This is a genomic window from Hyphomonadaceae bacterium ML37 (assembly GCA_027627685.1).
In the GTDB taxonomy this organism is placed as follows: Bacteria; Pseudomonadota; Alphaproteobacteria; order Caulobacterales; family Maricaulaceae; genus Oceanicaulis.
Genome location: CP091241.1, coordinates 877,554 through 893,427, shown reverse-complemented (window position 1 = coordinate 893,427; position 15,874 = coordinate 877,554). Strand labels below are relative to the sequence as shown.

Here is a 15,874-nt window from a genome sequence, read left to right as displayed (position 1 = left end):
CCCTACTCCGCCGCGGCCGCTGCGGGCGCGTCCGGGTCATAGCCCAGAATGGGCGCCAGCGCCTTTTCCGCCTCTTCGGTTGTCCAGCCCTTGCGCCGGGCATAGTCCTCCACCTGATCGAGCGCGATGCGCCCGACGGCGAAATAGACGCTGTCCGGGTGGGCCAGATACATGCCCGAGACTGAGGCCGCCGGGTTCATCGCCTGGCTTTCGGTGAGCTCGATACCGGTGCGCTGCGGCGCTTCGAGCAGGCGGAACAGCGCGTCTTTCTCAGTGTGGTCGGGCTGGGCGGGGTAGCCCGGCGCCGGGCGGATACCGTGATAGGCCTCGGCGATCATGTCATCCGTGGTCAGCGCCTCGTCCGGCGCATAGCCCCAGATCTCGCGGCGCACGCGGGCGTGGAGGTATTCGGCGAAGGCTTCGGCGAAGCGGTCGGCCAGCGCCTTGAACAGAATCTCCGAATAATCGTCATTGGCCTCCCGGAAACGGTCCGCGATCTCGCCCTCGGCGGACCCGGCCGTGACGGCGAAGCCGCCGATCCAGTCCGGCTTGGTGGCGCTGATGAAGTCGCAGATATTGTAATGCGGCTTGTCGCCTTCCTTGCGCAGCTGCTGGCGCAGGCCATAGAAGCGCCCGGCTTCAGTCTTGCGGCTCTCATCGGAGTAGACGATCACATCATCGCCATCGCGCCGGGCCGGCCACAGACCCACCACGCCGCGCGGCTGCAGCCAGTCTTCGGCGATCATTTGCTTGAGCATGGCCTGGGCGTCGGCGAACAGGGCCCGCGCCGCCTCGCCGCGCCTCGGATCATCCAGGATTTTCGGGTACACGCCCTTGATGTCCCACGCCATGAAGAAGGGCGTCCAGTCGATATAGGGCGCCAGGTCCGCCAGACGCACATCATCAATCGTGGTCAGGCCCGGCTTCTTCGGGGTGACCGGCGTATAATCGTTCGCATCCGCATCAAATGCCTTGGCGCGGGCATCGTTCAGCGGCACGCGGTCGCGGCTGGCCTGGGTACGGGCGCGGGTGATGCGGGTCTTTTCGTGGGCGGCTTTCAAATCCTCCCAATAGGGCGCGCGCTGTTCGGGCGACATGAGGCGCGACACCACGCCCACCGCCCGGCTGGCGTCATGGACATGGACCACGGGCGCGCGTGAGTAAGCCGGCTCGATCTTCACCGCCGTGTGGGCCGGGCTGGTGGTGGCGCCGCCGATCATCAGCGGCAGGTCCAGGCCCAGACGCTCCATCTCGGCCGCCACATGCACCATCTCGTCCAGCGACGGGGTGATCAGGCCGGACAGGCCGATGATATGGGCGTTCTCCTTGCGCGCGGTTTCCAGGATTTTCTCCGCCGGCACCATCACGCCCAGGTCGATCACGTCATAGCCGTTGCACTGCAGCACCACGCCGACAATGTTCTTGCCGATATCGTGGACATCGCCCTTCACCGTGGCCATCACCACGCGCCCGGCCGACTGCTTCTCTTCGCCGCTGGCGGCGCGTTCGGCCTCCATGTACGGGATCAGATGGGCCACGGCCTTTTTCATCACGCGCGCCGATTTCACGACCTGGGGCAGGAACATCTTGCCCTCGCCGAACAGATCGCCGACCACGTTCATCCCGTCCATCAGCGGGCCTTCGATGACGTGCAGCGGCCGGTCGAACTGCTGGCGCGCCTCTTCAGTGTCCTCGACGACAAACTCGTCAATGCCTTTGACCAAAGCATGTTTCAGCCGCTCGGCCACGGGGCGCGAGCGCCATTCGGCGTCTTCTTTCTTCGCAACAATACCATCGCCCTTGAAGCGGTCGGCAGCCTGCAGGAGGCGTTCGGTGGAATCGTCGCGCCGATTGAGGATCACGTCCTCGGCCAGATCGCGCAGCTCGGGATCGATCTCGTCATAGATGTCGAGCTGGCCGGCATTGACGATCCCCATGTCCATCCCCGCCTTGATGGCGTGATAGAGGAAGACCGAGTGCATGGCCCGGCGCACCGGCTCATTGCCGCGGAAGCTGAAGGAAATGTTCGACACCCCGCCTGACACATGGGCGCCGGTCAGTTCTTCGCGGATGCGCTTCGTCGCGTCGATAAAGGCGACGGCGTAGTCGTTATGCTCCTCGATCCCGGTGGCGACGGCGAAAATGTTCGGATCGAAAATAATATCGTTGGGATCGAACCCGACCGTGTCCACCAGAAGGTCATAAGCGCGCTTGCAGATGTCAAACTTGTGCTGGGCCGTCTCGGCCTGGCCGCCCTCGTCAAACGCCATCACCACCACGGCGGCGCCATAGGCCAGGCACGCCCGCGCCTGCTCCAGGAACTGGTCCTCGCCCTCCTTCAGGCTGATGGAATTGACGATGGCCTTGCCCTGCACGCATTTCAGACCCGCCTCGATCACCTCCCATTTGGAGCTGTCGATCATAAGCGGCACACGCGCGATATCAGGCTCGGCGGCGATCAGATTGAGGAAGGTGACCATGGCCTTTTTGGAGTCGAGCAGACCCTCATCCATGTTCACGTCAATGATCTGCGCGCCGCTCTCCACCTGCTGGCGGGCCACATCCAGCGCGGCGGCGTAGTCGCCGTCCCGGATCAGATTGCGGAACTTCGCCGATCCGGTGACGTTCGTGCGCTCGCCCACATTGACGAACACCGCGCGGGAGGGGGTTTTCTCGGTCATCGTGTTCGGTTTTCCAGATTGCGAAGGGCAGTTTCGGCGCGTGCAGACAGCGCGGCGCCGTCAAATACATGGATGACCTCTACGCCGCCCAGACGAGCGCCGTCGGCCATGTCCTCGGTCAGCAACGCGTCACACCCCGCTTCATCGGCGGAAGCCAGCAGCAGCGCGTCCCAATAGCTGAAGCGGCCAGCCGCCACCTCGGCCAGCGCGCGCTCCACCGCAGAGCGGCTGGCCCGAAAACTGGGATGGGCCGCCAGGAGATTGCGAGCCGCCTGGGCCGCCTCCCACGGCGTGCGTTCGGCCTTGCGCACAGCATTGACATAGAACTCCCCGCACACCTGCAAAGCGATCGGCGCGCCCGCCTGCTGCGCCCGGCTGGCCAGTTCGGCGCACACAGGACCTTTGACTGTTTCGCCAGCATCAACAGCGTAGAGATAAAGATTGGTGTCGATCGTGATCATGCGCCCGCCCCCCGCTCATGCAGCGCAGCGCGATCAAAAACCTGCGCGGGATCAAACCGCCACCCGTCGGACCGCAGAGCGGTGAACGCCGCCCACGCGGCCTCCTGATCTGCGGGCGAGGCGGGCTCAAGACTGGAAACCTTGCGCGCGGGTCCCGGCGCTTTCGCGCGGGCGCGCAGAGCGGCCTCGCTTTGCCCCAGTGCGATATCGACGAGCTGGCCCTTACGGTCACCGTAAAGGGCGAACCATGCTTTACGAGTGCCGTCGCTCAGAGGTTTCAGGCCGAGCGTTGGACGCCCGTCCTTGCCGTCCGCCTTCCTCTCCCAGACCCCCTGATACCCCCCTACCACCAATGTGATGGTTTCGCCTGCTTTGAGGCTGGCGAGATGCTCAGCCAGCGCCGGATTCCCGGAAACATGCTTGATCCAAAGCGACCAATCGGCGACTTTGACCTTGGCTTTCGACGGTGTTGTGCTGTGCATATTCATGACGTCCTCCGTTTGGATGACGCCAAATTAGCACTCCCCCAAAAGGGGGTCAAGGGGGGCCTATGGGGGTTATTGCCCGTCATGCCAGTTCAAACGGTTCAAGGCCCGACAACCGCATGGCTTTCGGGCGTGTGGCGATTTCGCGGGGGCGCCCGTTGAAGGCGGCCTTGGCGATGCGCGCGATATGGTCCGGCGTGGTGCCGCAGCAACCGCCGACAATGTTCACAAGACCCGATTGGGCCCAGTCGGCGATGAAATTGGCGGTCTCTTCGGGCGTTTCGTCATACTCGCCGAATGCGTTGGGCAGGCCGGCATTGGGATAGGCCAGCACGCGCGTCTCGGCGATGCGGCTCATCTCGGCCACATAGGGGCGCAGCTGATCGGCGCCCAGCGCGCAGTTGAGCCCGATGGCCCAGGGCCGGGCATGGCGCACCGAATTGTAGAAGGCTTCGGTGGTCTGGCCCGACAGGGTGCGGCCGGAGGCATCGGTAATGGTGCCCGACAGCATGATGGGGATATCGGCGTCCACCCCGCCCTCGGCACGCAAATCCAGCAGCGCCTTGATCGCAGCCTTGGCGTTCAGCGTGTCGAAAATCGTCTCGATCAGGAAGAAGTCCACGAACGGCGCCATGGCCTTGGCCTGCTCGGCATAGGTTTCGCGCACCTGATCGAAGGTGACGGCGCGATAGCCGGGATCTTCCACGTCGGGCGACAGAGAGAGCGTGCGGTTGGTCGGGCCGATGGCGCCCAATACCGCCTTGGGCTGGCCGGTTTCGGCCTCGGCGGCGTCGGCGGCCTCTCGCGCCAGGCGCGCGCCTTCGCTGGCGATCTCGGCGGCGATGTCCTCCATGTGGTAATCGGCCTGGGCGATCTGGGTGGCCGAGAACGTGTTGGTCTCCACCATGTCCGATCCGGACGCGAAATAGGTGGCGTGAATCTCGCGAATGGCGTCCGGCCGGCTCAGATTGAGCAGATCGTTATTGCCCTGCACCGACGTCTTCCAGTCGGCGAAGCGCTGCCCGCGATAATCCTCTTCCGACAGCTTCAGGCGCTGGATCATCGTGCCCATGGCGCCGTCCAGCACCAGGATGCGTTCGCGTGCCAGCGCTTCGAGCGCCTTGATGCGGTCTTGCCGTGTCATTGTGTCAGGCCGCCTCAGCCGGTTCGGGTTTGACGCCCAGGAGCGCGCAGGTCGCCAGCGCCAGCTCGGCGCGGTTGAGCGTGTAGAAGTGGAACTGGTCGACGCCGCCCGCTTTCAGCGCATTGCACAGATCGGCGGCGATATGGGCGGTGACCAGTTCGCGGGTCTTCTCGTCCTCATCCATGCCGTCGAACACCGTGTCCAATCGCTGAGGGATCGAGGCGCCGCACAGCTTGGCCATGCGTTTCAGGCCCTTGAAGTTGGGCTGCAGCATAATGCCCGGCACAATCGGGATGGTGATCCCCGCCGCGCGCACCGTGTCGACATAACGCAGGAACACATCGGCATCGAAGAAGAACTGGCTGATCGCGCGCGTCGCGCCATTGTCGATCTTGCGCTTCAAATGATCGATATCGGCCTGCAGGCTGGCGCTTTCAGGGTGTTTTTCCGGATAGCAGCCCACGGAAATCTCGAAATCGCCGATGGCGCGGATGCCCGCGCTCAGGTCCGCCGCGTTTTCATAGCCGCCCGGATGGGGCGTATAACGCTCGCCAATGCCCTCGGGCGGGTCGCCGCGCAGCGACACGATATGGCGCACGCCCGCGTCCCAGTAACTCTGGATGACCTCGTTGATTTCGGTTTTGGTGGCGCTGACGCAGGTCAGGTGCGCGGCCGGCAGCAGGCTGGTCTCGTCCACGATGCGCTTGACCGTGCGGTGGGTGCGCTCGCGGGTCGAGCCGCCCGCGCCATAGGTCACCGACACGAAGGCAGGGCCCAGCGGCGCCAGCCTGCGGATCGATTCCCACAGCCGCGTCTCCATATCCTCGGTCTTCGGCGGGAAGAACTCGAACGAGACGCGCGGCGCGCCTGAATTTGCAACATCCCCTTGAGACATGATCGGCTCCGGTCAGACTCCCCGGCGCATGCCGGACGATATAAAGATATCTTTATGCGATTATCCGCTCGTGTTCAACGGGCGCGCCGTGCACAAGACGGTGAATATGCGCTGCATCAGCGCGGCCTTGACCCACCTGCGATATGCTCCATGTCCGCCTGCGACTGTTTGTCCGCCCGCGACCCCTTCAACCGGAGACGCCATGCGCCCCGCACTGCCTGCTTTGACGTTCGCCCTCGCCGCCGCCGTGAGCCTGTCCGCCTGCGCCGGCACGCCCGATGGCGCGCCCGGCCACGCCAACGACCCGTTCGAGCCGGTCAACCGCGCCATGCTGGGCTTCAATGTGGTGACGGACCGCGCTCTGGTCGGCCCGGCGGCCCGCGCCTATGGCGACTACACGCCAGGCTTTGTGCGCGCCGGAATCGGAAATGTGCTGCGAAACCTGCGCGAACCCGTGGTGTTCGCCAATCTGATCCTGCAGGGCCAGCCAGGCCCCGCCGCCGACAGCGCCTTCCGCTTCGCCGCCAACACGACCGTGGGTCTGGGCGGGCTGTTCGATGTGGCCGGCCGCGAGGGCGTCCCGCGTCACGACGCCGATTTCGGCGAGACCCTCGCCGTCTGGGGCGTGGGCGAAGGCCCGTATCTCATGCTGCCCTTCCTGGGACCATCCACCCTGCGCGACACCGGGGGCCGCGTCGCCGACCGCTACGCCCACCCGTTCAACTGGAGCGCCAACGAGCCCGATGACGCCATACGCTGGACCGAGCGGGTCTTGCGTGTGGGCGAGATTCGCCTTGAGCTGGAAGACACGTTCCAGCAAATGGCGCGCGAGAGCGAGGCTGATAGCGAAGCCGGAACGGCGCAGGACCCCTATGTCATGCTGCGCGGCATCTGGCTGGCGCAACGGCGCGAGTCGATCGAGGCGGCCCGGGCCGGGCGGGATTAGGGGTCACTCACACCCCGCACTGCTTCACCCGGCGGCGCAGCCGGTCCGTAAACTGGTCCGATTGCTCACACGCCGCGCCGGCGCCCAAGTCCGGCCGATGCCTTCCGTTGCCCGGACGGCAGGCCGGGAGGGCTGATGGCGATGACCACCCGCAGCCCCCCTGAAGCCCCCTAGCGTCCGAACTTCTGGAACTTCACGCGGCTCGGAACCAGCGAGTCGGTGCCCAGGCGCCGCTTCTTGTCTTCGAGATAGTCGGAGAAGGCGCCTTCGAACCATTCCACATGGCTGTCGCCTTCGAAGGCCAGGATGTGGGTGGCGATGCGGTCGAGGAAGAAGCGGTCGTGGGAGATGACCACGGCGCAGCCGGGGAAATCCTCCAGCGCTGATTCCAGCGCCGACAGCGTCTCCACATCGAGGTCGTTGGTCGGTTCGTCGAGCAGCAGAAGATTGCCGCCCTCTTTGAGCATTTTGGCCAGATGCACCCGGTTGCGTTCACCGCCCGACAGCACGCCGACTTTTTTCTGCTGGTCGCCGCCCTTGAAGTTGAAGGCGCCCACATAGGCGCGGCTGGGCACTTCGCGGCCGCCGAGATCGAGCATGTCATTGCCGCCGGAAATCTCTTCCCAGACATTCTTCTTCGGATCGAGGGCGTCACGGCTCTGATTGACATAGCCCAGCTTCACCGTCTCACCCAGCGTGACAGAGCCGGTATCGGGCGTCTCCTCGCCGATGATCATCTTGAACAGCGTGGTCTTGCCCGCGCCGTTGGGACCGATCACGCCGACCACGCCGCCCGGGGGCAGCTTGAAGGTCAGGTCCTGGATCAGCAGCTTGTCTTCAAAGCCTTTGGAGACGTTCTCAAACGCCACCACATTGCCGCCGAGGCGCGGGCCCGGCGGGATGCGGATGATGGCTGTCGAGATCTTGTCGCGATCAGCCTGGTCGCGCATTTCCTCATAGGATTTGATACGCGCCTTGGATTTGGCCTGACGGGCTTTCGGGCTGGCCCGGATCCATTCCAGCTCGCGGCTGAGGGCGCGCTGCTTGGCGCTTTCCTCGCGCGACTCTTGCGCCAGGCGCTTGGATTTCTGCTCCAGCCAGCGGGTATAGCCGCCCTCATACGGCACGCCCTGACCGCGATCGAGTTCAAGGGTCCAGGTGGTGATGGCGTCCAGGAAGTAACGGTCGTGGGTGACGATCAGCACGGCGCCGGGATAGTTTTCCAGATGGTGCTGGAGCCAGGCCACGCTCTCGGCGTCCAGGTGGTTGGTCGGTTCGTCCAGCAGCAACATGTCGGGCTTGGACAGAAGCAGCTGACAGATCGCCACGCGCCGGCGTTCGCCGCCGGACAGATTGGTCACCTGCGCCTCGCCCGGCGGGCAGCGCAGGGCCTCCATGGCCATCTCGATCTTGGAATCCACGTCCCAGGCGTCGCGCGCGTCCACCTGTTCCTGAAGGGCGTTCATCTCTTCCATCAGCTCGTCGGAATACTCCTCGGCGAGCCGCATGGCGATGGCGTTGTAGGCGTCGAAAATGCGCTTGTCTTCGGAGCCCTCGATGACGTTTTCCCAGACCGTCTTGGCTTCGTCGAGCCTGGGCTCCTGGGCCAGATAGCCCACGCGCACGCCCTTTTCCGCCCAGGCCTCGCCGGCGAAATCGGTGTCCTGGCCGGCCATGATGCGCAAAAGCGTCGACTTGCCCGACCCGTTCGTGCCCACCACGCCGATCTTGGCGTCGGGCAGGAAGTGCAGCGAAATGCCGGTGAACACAGGCTTGCCGCCCGGATAGGTCTTGGACAGCTTGTCCATGTGGTAGACGTACTGATACGCGGCCATGAGCGGGGGCGCTCCTTTATATGACGAGCCGGAAAGAAGGGTCGCGCCAGCCTATACCGGATCGGCGGCAGGCCGCGCAATCGGGGCGGACGGCTGGGGGTGAATGACTCGGCCACGCGCCCCCTTTTCCTCCCCCGCTTGCGGGGGAGGTGTCCCGGACTTGATCCGGGACGGAGGGGGGAGACGCCCCCCTACGCGCTCAGTTCGATGTCGTAGGTTTCGATGACCGGGTTGGCGAGGAGCTTGTCGCACATGTCGGCGACTCGCTTTTGCGCTTCCTCGGCGTCGGCGGTGTTGAGATCGATCTCGATCAGCTTGCCCTGGCGGGCGGCGGACACCTCGTCAAAGCCGAGATGCTTCAAAGAGGTCGCCACGGCCTGGCCTTGAGGGTCCAGGACGCCGGGCTTGAGATAGACATGCACACGCGCTTTCATGAGTTCGCCTCGTCGCCGTTTGCGCTTTCCTTCATGATTCCCAGCCTGCGCGCCACCTCGGCATAGGCCTCGGTGACATTGCCCATATCGCGCCGGAACCGGTCCTTGTCCATTTTCTCGCCGGTGGTCATGTCCCACAGGCGGCAGCTGTCCGGGCTGATCTCGTCGGCCAGAATGATGCGCGGCATGTCGTTCTGGTCATAGATGCGCCCGAACTCCAGCTTGAAATCCACCAGGCGGATGCTGGCGCCGGTAAACAGGCCCGACAGATAATCATTCACCCGCAGGGCCAGCGCGATCATGTCGTCAATGTCCTGGGGGCTGGCCCAGTTGAACGCGGCGATATGCTCCTCGCTGACCAGAGGGTCGTTGAGCGCGTCATCCTTGTAATAGAACTCGACAATCGTGCGCGGCAGCGGCTCGCCCTCGGGCAGGCCGAAGCGCGTTGAGATCGAGCCGGCGGCAACATTGCGTACCACCACTTCCAGCGGAATGATCTCCACTTCTCGCACCAGCTGTTCGCGCATGTTGAGCCGGCGGATGAAATGGGTGGGCACGCCGATCCGGTTGAGATTCTCCATGATGTGCTCGGAGATCCGGTTATTGAGGACGCCCTTGCCCTCCAGCACGGCCTTTTTCTTGTTGTTGAACGCGGTGGCGTCGTCCTTGAAATGCTGGACCAGCGTACCGGGCTCGGGCCCCTCATAAAGGATTTTGGCCTTGCCTTCGTAGAGTTTCTTGCGGCGGGACATGGGTGAGGGCGCAACTCCGCTGGAGGCCGCAAGCAGGCGTGGCGGGACGCCGGGCCGGCCTGCGGCAAACGAGAAACGGCCCGTCATGCACGGGCCGTTTTGAGGGAATGATCATACTCTGGAATGGCGCGCCGCCGCAAGATGGCGGGCGGGCGGCTGCGCCAGCGCCGGAGCTGCGCGCGGCAGGCGCCAACGCAAACCATCGCTACCTAAAGGATTTCTTAATTCATTCGATCATTCCTTTACATGCACTCGGCGCACTCTAAAATGGCATTGCCGTTAACCCGGCGCATGCGCGTATGACGCGCCCATTCAATGAAACAGGAGGACAGAATGACCAAATTCATCACCGCCCTGATCGTGGCGTTCGTATTTGCTCTGCAGGCGCAATTTGCAGGCTTTGGCGGCGCCAACGGGGCGCAGTCGCCGATGGCGAACGGCGAGGATCCTGATGGAATTCTGTGCTGGCTGATTCCGTCACTCTGCCACCACCACCACTAGGAAGTGATCGCCGCAAGGGGGACTCTCTCCCTTGCGGCGATGTCCTTGGGGCGGGGATCGGGGCGATGTCCGCGCTCAGGCGCGAGGTGCAGGCTCCCGGTTCGAATGCGGTCCGGCGGCCGGTCCGTCAATCCGGATCGCGGCGCCTGAACTCCACAGCGCCGCCCGCGCCCGTGCGATCAGCGGCGACGACGCTCATATTGGCGATGAAAGGCTGCGAGCCTGTCGCCGGCCTCGGGGCCGGCGCGCCGCGGGTCTCCACCACGCCGGAGAAAGGCGTGAAACTCACCCGGATTGTGCCCGTCTCGGCGATGGAGGCATGCAGCTGGCGCGCTTCCAGCGCCGCCGAGATGTCGATGAGCAGCGGCGCCGGGTGGCCCCCCGTCCCATCCGGGCCATGATCCTCATCGGTGCGCCCGAAGAAGGAAATGACGCCGGCCAGGCGCGGGTCTTCGGGATCGACCTCGCCCACCGGTCCGTCGGCGCCGATATGGACCGCGTACAGCACCCCCGGATTGGTGCGGGCGCTCAGGCCGTCAATCACCAGGAAATAGCGCGCCTCTCCGCCCATTTGCGACATCAGCGCCGACGCATCGCGGCCCACGGGCACGTCCACAACGGGGCGCTCGTCGAGCGCAATGCCCCGCACGCCAAACGCGCGCGCCTGCGTGACGGCCTCGGCCAGGCGGTCTTCAGCCTGCTCCGCCGCTGCGAGAACTCTGGGTTCGAGGGGAACTTCCATGGCGCGGCACAAAGACTCCAGTTGGGGCAAGCCTTCATCATACACGTAATTGAGCTGAATCGCGGTCGACAATGTGGCGACCGGCGTCCTTTCCACGATCGTCCCGTCCGGCTCCGCAAACCGGAATACCGCGTTGGTCCAGGCGGGATTGGACGTCGCCGTCGACAGATTGTGGGCGGCGCTGGCCTGCAGCCAGAACTCCTGCAGGCGGTCAATATTGCAATGATGCATCCAGAAGACAGGGTCATTGGCCGCCGTCGGCACGCTGCCCATGACGCCGCCGATGGCGACATGCACTGCGCCATGGGGCGTGCCTTCCATCGTGCTCTGGAACTGCCCCGCGCCAAGATACTGGTCCCGCGACATGGCGTTGGCGATGCTTGTCGCCGCCGCGCTCAGCGCTGCGCCGTTATTGACATTGCGGCCCGCCTGAAAGAGGGGCGACCCCGCATCCCGGAAGGGCTGCGGCATCACGCGCTGGGCCGGGTCGGTGTAATTCCAGTAAGGCAGGGCGAAATCCGGCTCCCCGGTGAGGTCACTGATGATTTTCTCGAAGTGCCAGACATAAAGCCGGTGCCAGGCGATGAAGAACATGTTTCCGTGCGGACAGGTCGCCCAGGGCGCGCCGGCGGGCCACTGGGATTGCGGTGTGGTTGTACCGTGAATATTGGCCTGATAGGTCCAGCTGGCCGCGTTTGACGCCGGCAGCGCCTTCATGGCCTGGACCCCGGCGCGGTAGGTCGCGACCACGGGGTGGTTTGCGTCCTCCTGCAGAAGATCATAGATATTGCGGCGCACGCGGGGCTGGCAGACATTCTGCCAGAACGGAGAGCCCTTGCACCCGGTGGCGAGCGCCATGGAGGCGACTGCGCCGGACGTCAGAAAGCCGCGTTTGGTGACATGCATGTCAACCCCCATGACCGGACCTGATAACGCGAAGATTATCACAACTGCGATTTAAGCGCGAGTCGCATTGTTGAAGCGCCGACCCGCACCCGGCGCGATTGATTCCGCGCGGGGTGCGCGATAACGATTGACCCTGCGATGATCCGCCCCTCCCCAAACCGGAAGAGAGCTTTCGATGTCCAGCTTTGACGACCGCGAAAAAGGCTTTGAAAACAAGTTCGCCAACGATCAGACCTCCGAGTTCCGGGCCCAGGCGCGCCGCAACAAGCTGCTGGGCCTGTGGGCGGCGGCGGAGATGGGCCTGAGCGGCGATGACGCGGACGCCTATGCGGCCGAGGTCGTGAAAGCCGACCTGGAAGAACCGGGCGACGCCGACGTGATGCGCAAGCTCCTCGCCGACTTCGAGGCCAAGGGCGTGGGCCATTCCGAGCACGTGATCCGCACCCGAATGGACCAGCTGATGGACGAGGCGCGCATCCAGCTGCGCAGTTGATAGCGGGCTGCGGCGCGCCTGCGGCGTCAGGGGGGCGCGCGCGCCGTCCCGTCTTGTTATGGTGAGTGACAGGCGGCAGAACGCGAATCACGCGGCCGTCATCGCCAAGGGAAAGCCCCGGGAACGCCCATGAGCCCAAACAGCCCCGGCGGCGGGCCGTACGCGCCCCCGCCTGATGATTTCGAGACCTTTGACGCGCGCGAGGCCGAACAGGACCGGCGCGGCTGGCTGGTGCTGCTGGCGGCGGTGGTGGTGTTCGCTCTGTTCATGGCGGTGGTCTGGAACGCGTTCCAGCTGGGCATGCGCGAGCGCGACGAGAGCCCGCTGATCATGGCCGATCCTCAGCCCTACCGTGTGGCGCCGGACGAGCCGGGCGGGTTTGAAACGCCCCATCAGGACCTCACAGCGTTCGAGCTGCGCGCCCGCGAAGGCGACCGGGAAGACGGTGAGGCCGATGCCGATGCGCAGCCCGCTGCGCCGCGCCCCGGCGCCGAGGAGCCCGTGGCGCGGCCCGAACGCCTGCCGCCCTTGCAGGTGGAGGCCGCCGACACTGACGCTATGGATGAGCCGGCTCAGCCCGCGCCGGAGCCCGCCGCGCAGCCCGCCCCCGAACCTGAACCGCAGACACCCGCCCGCGCCGAAGCGCAGGTGGAGCTGCGCGCGGCGACCCCTGCCCCCGCCACGGCCTCGGGAGCCTTCGTCGTGCAGATCGGCGCCTATCGCGCGCTGGAAGAGGCCGAAGCCGGCTGGCTGGCCTTCGCCTCGCGCTACGGCGACCTGACCTCGGGCCGCGCGCCGGACATCCAGCGCGCCGATCTGGGTGATCGCGGCGTGTTCCACCGCCTGCGCGTAGCTGGGTTCGAGACCCGCGAAGACGCGGCGGCCTATTGCGCCACGCTGGACGCGCGCGGCCAGTCCTGCCTGGTGGCGCGCCGATGAGTGGCGCGCCTGCGGCGGTGGCCTTCGCCCTGGCGGGCGAAAAGCTCGGCAAGGACGAGAAAGCCTTCTTTCGCGATTGCGATCCCTGGGGGTTCATCCTGTTCGCCCGCAATGTGGATCGGCCGCGCCAAGTGCGCGCGCTGACCGACAGCCTGCGCGACGCGATGGGCCGCGATGTGCCGGTCTTTGTGGATCAGGAAGGCGGACGGGTGCAGCGCCTGCGCGCGCCCAACTGGCGCAATGCGCCGCCGGCGGAGCGCTTCGGCCAATTGTGGGACCGCGAGCCGGAACTGGCGCTGGAGGCGGTGCGGATCAATCACCAGCTCATCGCCCATGAGCTATACGCCCTCGGCATCGACGCCGACTACGCGCCCTGCGCCGATATCCGGGTCAAGGGCGCCCATGATGTGATTGGCGACCGGGCGCTGCACAGCAACCCGCACACCGTCGCCGCCATGTCGACCGCCGCGCTGGAAGGCCTTCTCCATCAGGGCGTGCTGGGCGTGATCAAGCATCTGCCCGGTCATGGCCGGGCTGGCGTCGACAGTCATCACGACCTGCCGATTGTGGATACGGACGAGGAAACACTGGCGGCCACGGATTTCGCCGCCTTCCGCGCCATCAGGGGTGCGCTGATGGCGATGACCGCCCATGTGGTCTACCGCGCGATCGACGCCGATGACTGCGCCACGTGTTCGTCTGAAGTGATCGCCCGCATTATTCGCGGCGATATCGGGTTTGACGGCCTGTTGATGAGCGATGATCTGTCCATGAAAGCGCTGGCGGGATCGCTGAGCGAGCGCACCCGGCGGGCGCTGGGTGCAGGCTGCGACATGGTCATTCATTGCAATGGCGACATGGCCGAGATGATGGAGATCGCGAACGCGACGCCGCGCCTTGATCGCGCCGCGCTGAAGCGCGCCGACGCGGCGCTGGCGGCGCGCAAGGCGCCGGAGGGGTTTGATCCGCGCGCGGGGCTGGAGGCGCTGGCGCGCCTGTTTGAAGAGGCGGGGCTGGAGGCGCCATGACCTCGCTGTTTGACGATACAGCCGACGATTTCGAGGCCGCCCGCGAGGCCGACGAGGGCGAGGCGCTGGTGCTCGATATCGGCGGCTGGGAAGGTCCGCTGCACGTGCTGCTGGCGCTGGCGCGCAAGAACAAGATCGACCTCAACGCCATCTCCATTCTGGAGCTCGCCGACCAGTATCTCGCCTTCGTCAACGCGGCGCGGCTGCGCCGGCTGGATCTGGCGGCCGAGTATCTGGTGATGGCCTCGTGGCTCGCCTACCTCAAATCGCGCCTGCTCCTGCCCAAGCCCCGCCCGGAAGAAGACGGGCCGGAGCCCGAAGAGCTCGCCGCGGCGCTGGCGTTCCGCCTGGCCCGGCTGGAAGCGATGCGCGCGGCGTCCGGCGCCCTGTATGCCCGCGCGCTTCTGCGCCGTGATGTGTTCCCGTGTGGTCAGCCTGCCGGCGTGCGCTCCATACGCACGCCGCTGTATGAAGCCGAGCTCTACGACCTCCTCAAAGCCTACGCCCTGCGCCGGGAGCGCGGCGCGTTCGCCACCTATCAGCCTGAAGCGCCGCGCGTGTACTCGCTGGAACAGGCGCGCAAGCGGCTGACCGGCGTGCTGCGCCGCCTGACGGGCTGGGAGCGGTTTGACGCGCTGCTGCCCGCCGGTCTGGACGAGGACGCGCCATCGGGTGCCAGCATCACCGCCTCCAGCCTGCTCGCCGCGCTGGAGATCACCAAGGACGGTGAGGCGGACCTGCGCCAGGACGGCGTATACGCGCCGCTCTGGATGCGTCCGGCTCACCGTGACGACCGCAATGACGCCACCCGAGAGGACAGCGCATGAGCGATGACACGCAAGGCGCGCGGCCTGACCGCGACCCGGTCACCGAAGCGATCAAGGCGCTGCGCAGTGAAGCGGAGACCCGCCCCGGCGGCGATGCCGGTCCGCCGGGCGTGCGCCTGGCCGTGGATAATGACGCCCGGCTGATGCGCATGGCTGAAGCCCTGCTGTTCGCCGCGGTGGAGCCGCTGGACCTCGAAACGCTGACCGCCCGCCTGCCCGCCGGCGCCGATGTGCGCGCTGTGATCGCGGCGCTGACAGCCAAGTATGCCAATGCCGGCATTCAGCTTGTGGAGGTCGCCGGGCGCTGGCGCTTCCAGACCGCTCCGGACCTCGCCTTTCTTCTGCGCACCGAGCGCGAGGAGCCGCGCAAGCTCTCTCAAGCTGCGCTCGAGACCCTGTCCATCATCGCCTATCACCAGCCGGTCACCCGCGCCGAGATCGAGGATATCCGCGGCGTCGCGGTATCGCGCGGCACGCTGGACCAGCTTCTGGAGATGAAATGGATCCGCCTGCGCGGCCGCCGGCGCAGCCCGGGCCGGCCGGTGACCTATGGCGTCACCGACGCCTTCCTGGATTATTTCGGCCTGGCCTCTTTGGGTGATCTGCCCGGCGTCAGCGACCTCAAGGCCGCCGGCCTCCTCTCCAGCCGCCTGCCGCCGGATTTCATGATCCCGGAACCCGGCCGCATTCTGCCCGGCGAGGACGAAGACCTCTTCTCCGAAGACGAAGCCGCCAGCTTCCACGTCGACTTCCTCGATGTGGAGGAGGGGGAGGATTAGGGGGCGCCTACTTGTCCTCCCCCGCT

General features: G+C 65.8%; 16 protein-coding genes. 7 read left to right on the top strand and 9 right to left on the bottom strand.

Annotated features, from left to right (window positions below; translation table 11 throughout):
* Positions 1–2: 2 nt before the first annotated feature.
* From metH to metF, 5 genes are all read right to left on the bottom strand, one after another.
* The gene (gene metH, locus L2D01_04430) at positions 3–2,681 is read right to left on the bottom strand and encodes a methionine synthase (protein WBQ11033.1); all 2,679 of its coding nucleotides are present in this window, start codon (positions 2,679–2,681) and stop codon (positions 3–5) included.
* The gene (locus tag L2D01_04425; GenBank protein WBQ11032.1) at positions 2,678–3,142 is read right to left on the bottom strand and encodes a hypothetical protein; all 465 of its coding nucleotides are present in this window, start codon (positions 3,140–3,142) and stop codon (positions 2,678–2,680) included. The genes metH and L2D01_04425 overlap by 4 nt, the downstream gene beginning before the upstream one ends.
* Complete coding sequence (locus L2D01_04420; protein WBQ11031.1) at positions 3,139–3,630, bottom strand: hypothetical protein; 492 nt, start codon at positions 3,628–3,630, stop codon at positions 3,139–3,141. The genes L2D01_04425 and L2D01_04420 overlap by 4 nt, the downstream gene beginning before the upstream one ends.
* Positions 3,631–3,709: 79 nt before the next feature.
* On the bottom strand, positions 3,710–4,771 hold the full coding sequence (locus L2D01_04415; GenBank protein ID WBQ11030.1) for a homocysteine S-methyltransferase family protein: 1,062 nt from the start codon (positions 4,769–4,771) through the stop codon (positions 3,710–3,712).
* Positions 4,772–4,775: 4 nt separating this feature from the next.
* Positions 4,776–5,666, bottom strand: coding sequence for a methylenetetrahydrofolate reductase [NAD(P)H] (gene metF / locus L2D01_04410; protein WBQ11029.1), 891 nt, complete (start codon positions 5,664–5,666; stop codon positions 4,776–4,778).
* 202 nt (positions 5,667–5,868) lie between these two features.
* Here metF and L2D01_04405 point away from each other — a divergent pair, with 202 nt between their 5' ends.
* Positions 5,869–6,612, top strand: coding sequence for a VacJ family lipoprotein (locus L2D01_04405; protein WBQ11028.1), 744 nt, complete (start codon positions 5,869–5,871; stop codon positions 6,610–6,612).
* 170 nt (positions 6,613–6,782) lie between these two features.
* Here the strand turns inward: L2D01_04405 and ettA are convergent, their stop codons facing one another.
* From ettA to L2D01_04390, 3 genes are all read right to left on the bottom strand, one after another.
* Positions 6,783–8,447 (bottom strand): energy-dependent translational throttle protein EttA, encoded by a 1,665-nt coding sequence (gene ettA, locus L2D01_04400; protein WBQ11027.1) that lies wholly within the window; start codon positions 8,445–8,447, stop codon positions 6,783–6,785.
* 191 nt (positions 8,448–8,638) lie between these two features.
* A complete protein-coding gene (purS, locus tag L2D01_04395; GenBank protein ID WBQ11026.1) occupies positions 8,639–8,881 on the bottom strand; it encodes a phosphoribosylformylglycinamidine synthase subunit PurS in 243 nt (80 codons plus the stop codon).
* A complete protein-coding gene (locus L2D01_04390) occupies positions 8,878–9,633 on the bottom strand; it encodes a phosphoribosylaminoimidazolesuccinocarboxamide synthase (protein WBQ11025.1) in 756 nt (251 codons plus the stop codon). The genes purS and L2D01_04390 overlap by 4 nt, the downstream gene beginning before the upstream one ends.
* Positions 9,634–9,966: 333 nt before the next feature.
* Here L2D01_04390 and L2D01_04385 point away from each other — a divergent pair, with 333 nt between their 5' ends.
* Complete coding sequence (locus L2D01_04385; GenBank protein WBQ11024.1) at positions 9,967–10,134, top strand: hypothetical protein; 168 nt, start codon at positions 9,967–9,969, stop codon at positions 10,132–10,134.
* A 127-nt stretch (positions 10,135–10,261) separates the two neighbouring features.
* Here L2D01_04385 and L2D01_04380 read toward each other — a convergent pair whose 3' ends face one another.
* Positions 10,262–11,782, bottom strand: coding sequence for a tyrosinase family protein (locus L2D01_04380; protein WBQ11023.1), 1,521 nt, complete (start codon positions 11,780–11,782; stop codon positions 10,262–10,264).
* A gap of 175 nt (positions 11,783–11,957) precedes the next feature.
* On the opposite strand from L2D01_04380, the gene L2D01_04375 reads away from it, so the two are divergent.
* The 5 genes from L2D01_04375 to scpB all read left to right on the top strand — a co-directional run bounded on the left by L2D01_04375 (position 11,958) and on the right by scpB (position 15,848).
* Positions 11,958–12,275: a DUF1476 domain-containing protein gene (locus L2D01_04375; protein ID WBQ11022.1), complete on the top strand. Its 318-nt coding sequence runs from the start codon at positions 11,958–11,960 to the stop codon at positions 12,273–12,275.
* Positions 12,276–12,404: 129 nt separating this feature from the next.
* The gene (locus L2D01_04370) at positions 12,405–13,214 is read left to right on the top strand and encodes an SPOR domain-containing protein (GenBank protein ID WBQ11021.1); all 810 of its coding nucleotides are present in this window, start codon (positions 12,405–12,407) and stop codon (positions 13,212–13,214) included.
* Entirely contained in the window at positions 13,211–14,242 is a 1,032-nt protein-coding gene (gene nagZ / locus L2D01_04365; GenBank protein WBQ11020.1) for a beta-N-acetylhexosaminidase, read from the top strand. Before L2D01_04370 ends, nagZ begins: the two co-directional genes overlap by 4 nt.
* On the top strand, positions 14,239–15,069 hold the full coding sequence (locus L2D01_04360; protein WBQ11019.1) for a segregation/condensation protein A: 831 nt from the start codon (positions 14,239–14,241) through the stop codon (positions 15,067–15,069). The genes nagZ and L2D01_04360 overlap by 4 nt, the downstream gene beginning before the upstream one ends.
* Complete coding sequence (gene scpB / locus L2D01_04355; GenBank protein WBQ11018.1) at positions 15,066–15,848, top strand: SMC-Scp complex subunit ScpB; 783 nt, start codon at positions 15,066–15,068, stop codon at positions 15,846–15,848. The genes L2D01_04360 and scpB overlap by 4 nt, the downstream gene beginning before the upstream one ends.
* Positions 15,849–15,874: the final 26 nt, after the last annotated feature.

Excerpts from the sequence above, each read along its gene's own strand:
- metH (WBQ11033.1), bottom strand. The coding sequence starts at position 2,681 with ATGACCGAGAAAACCCCCTCCCGCGCGGTGTTCGTCAATGTGGGCGAG.
- L2D01_04425 (WBQ11032.1), bottom strand. The coding sequence starts at position 3,142 with ATGATCACGATCGACACCAATCTTTATCTCTACGCTGTTGATGCTGGC.
- L2D01_04420 (WBQ11031.1), bottom strand. The coding sequence starts at position 3,630 with ATGAATATGCACAGCACAACACCGTCGAAAGCCAAGGTCAAAGTCGCC.
- L2D01_04415 (WBQ11030.1), bottom strand. The coding sequence starts at position 4,771 with ATGACACGGCAAGACCGCATCAAGGCGCTCGAAGCGCTGGCACGCGAA.
- metF (WBQ11029.1), bottom strand. The coding sequence starts at position 5,666 with ATGTCTCAAGGGGATGTTGCAAATTCAGGCGCGCCGCGCGTCTCGTTC.
- L2D01_04405 (WBQ11028.1), top strand. The coding sequence starts at position 5,869 with ATGCGCCCCGCACTGCCTGCTTTGACGTTCGCCCTCGCCGCCGCCGTG.
- ettA (WBQ11027.1), bottom strand. The coding sequence starts at position 8,447 with ATGGCCGCGTATCAGTACGTCTACCACATGGACAAGCTGTCCAAGACC.
- purS (WBQ11026.1), bottom strand. The coding sequence starts at position 8,881 with ATGAAAGCGCGTGTGCATGTCTATCTCAAGCCCGGCGTCCTGGACCCT.
- L2D01_04390 (WBQ11025.1), bottom strand. The coding sequence starts at position 9,633 with ATGTCCCGCCGCAAGAAACTCTACGAAGGCAAGGCCAAAATCCTTTAT.
- L2D01_04385 (WBQ11024.1), top strand. The coding sequence starts at position 9,967 with ATGACCAAATTCATCACCGCCCTGATCGTGGCGTTCGTATTTGCTCTG.
- L2D01_04380 (WBQ11023.1), bottom strand. The coding sequence starts at position 11,782 with ATGCATGTCACCAAACGCGGCTTTCTGACGTCCGGCGCAGTCGCCTCC.
- L2D01_04375 (WBQ11022.1), top strand. The coding sequence starts at position 11,958 with ATGTCCAGCTTTGACGACCGCGAAAAAGGCTTTGAAAACAAGTTCGCC.
- L2D01_04370 (WBQ11021.1), top strand. The coding sequence starts at position 12,405 with ATGAGCCCAAACAGCCCCGGCGGCGGGCCGTACGCGCCCCCGCCTGAT.
- nagZ (WBQ11020.1), top strand. The coding sequence starts at position 13,211 with ATGAGTGGCGCGCCTGCGGCGGTGGCCTTCGCCCTGGCGGGCGAAAAG.
- L2D01_04360 (WBQ11019.1), top strand. The coding sequence starts at position 14,239 with ATGACCTCGCTGTTTGACGATACAGCCGACGATTTCGAGGCCGCCCGC.
- scpB (WBQ11018.1), top strand. The coding sequence starts at position 15,066 with ATGAGCGATGACACGCAAGGCGCGCGGCCTGACCGCGACCCGGTCACC.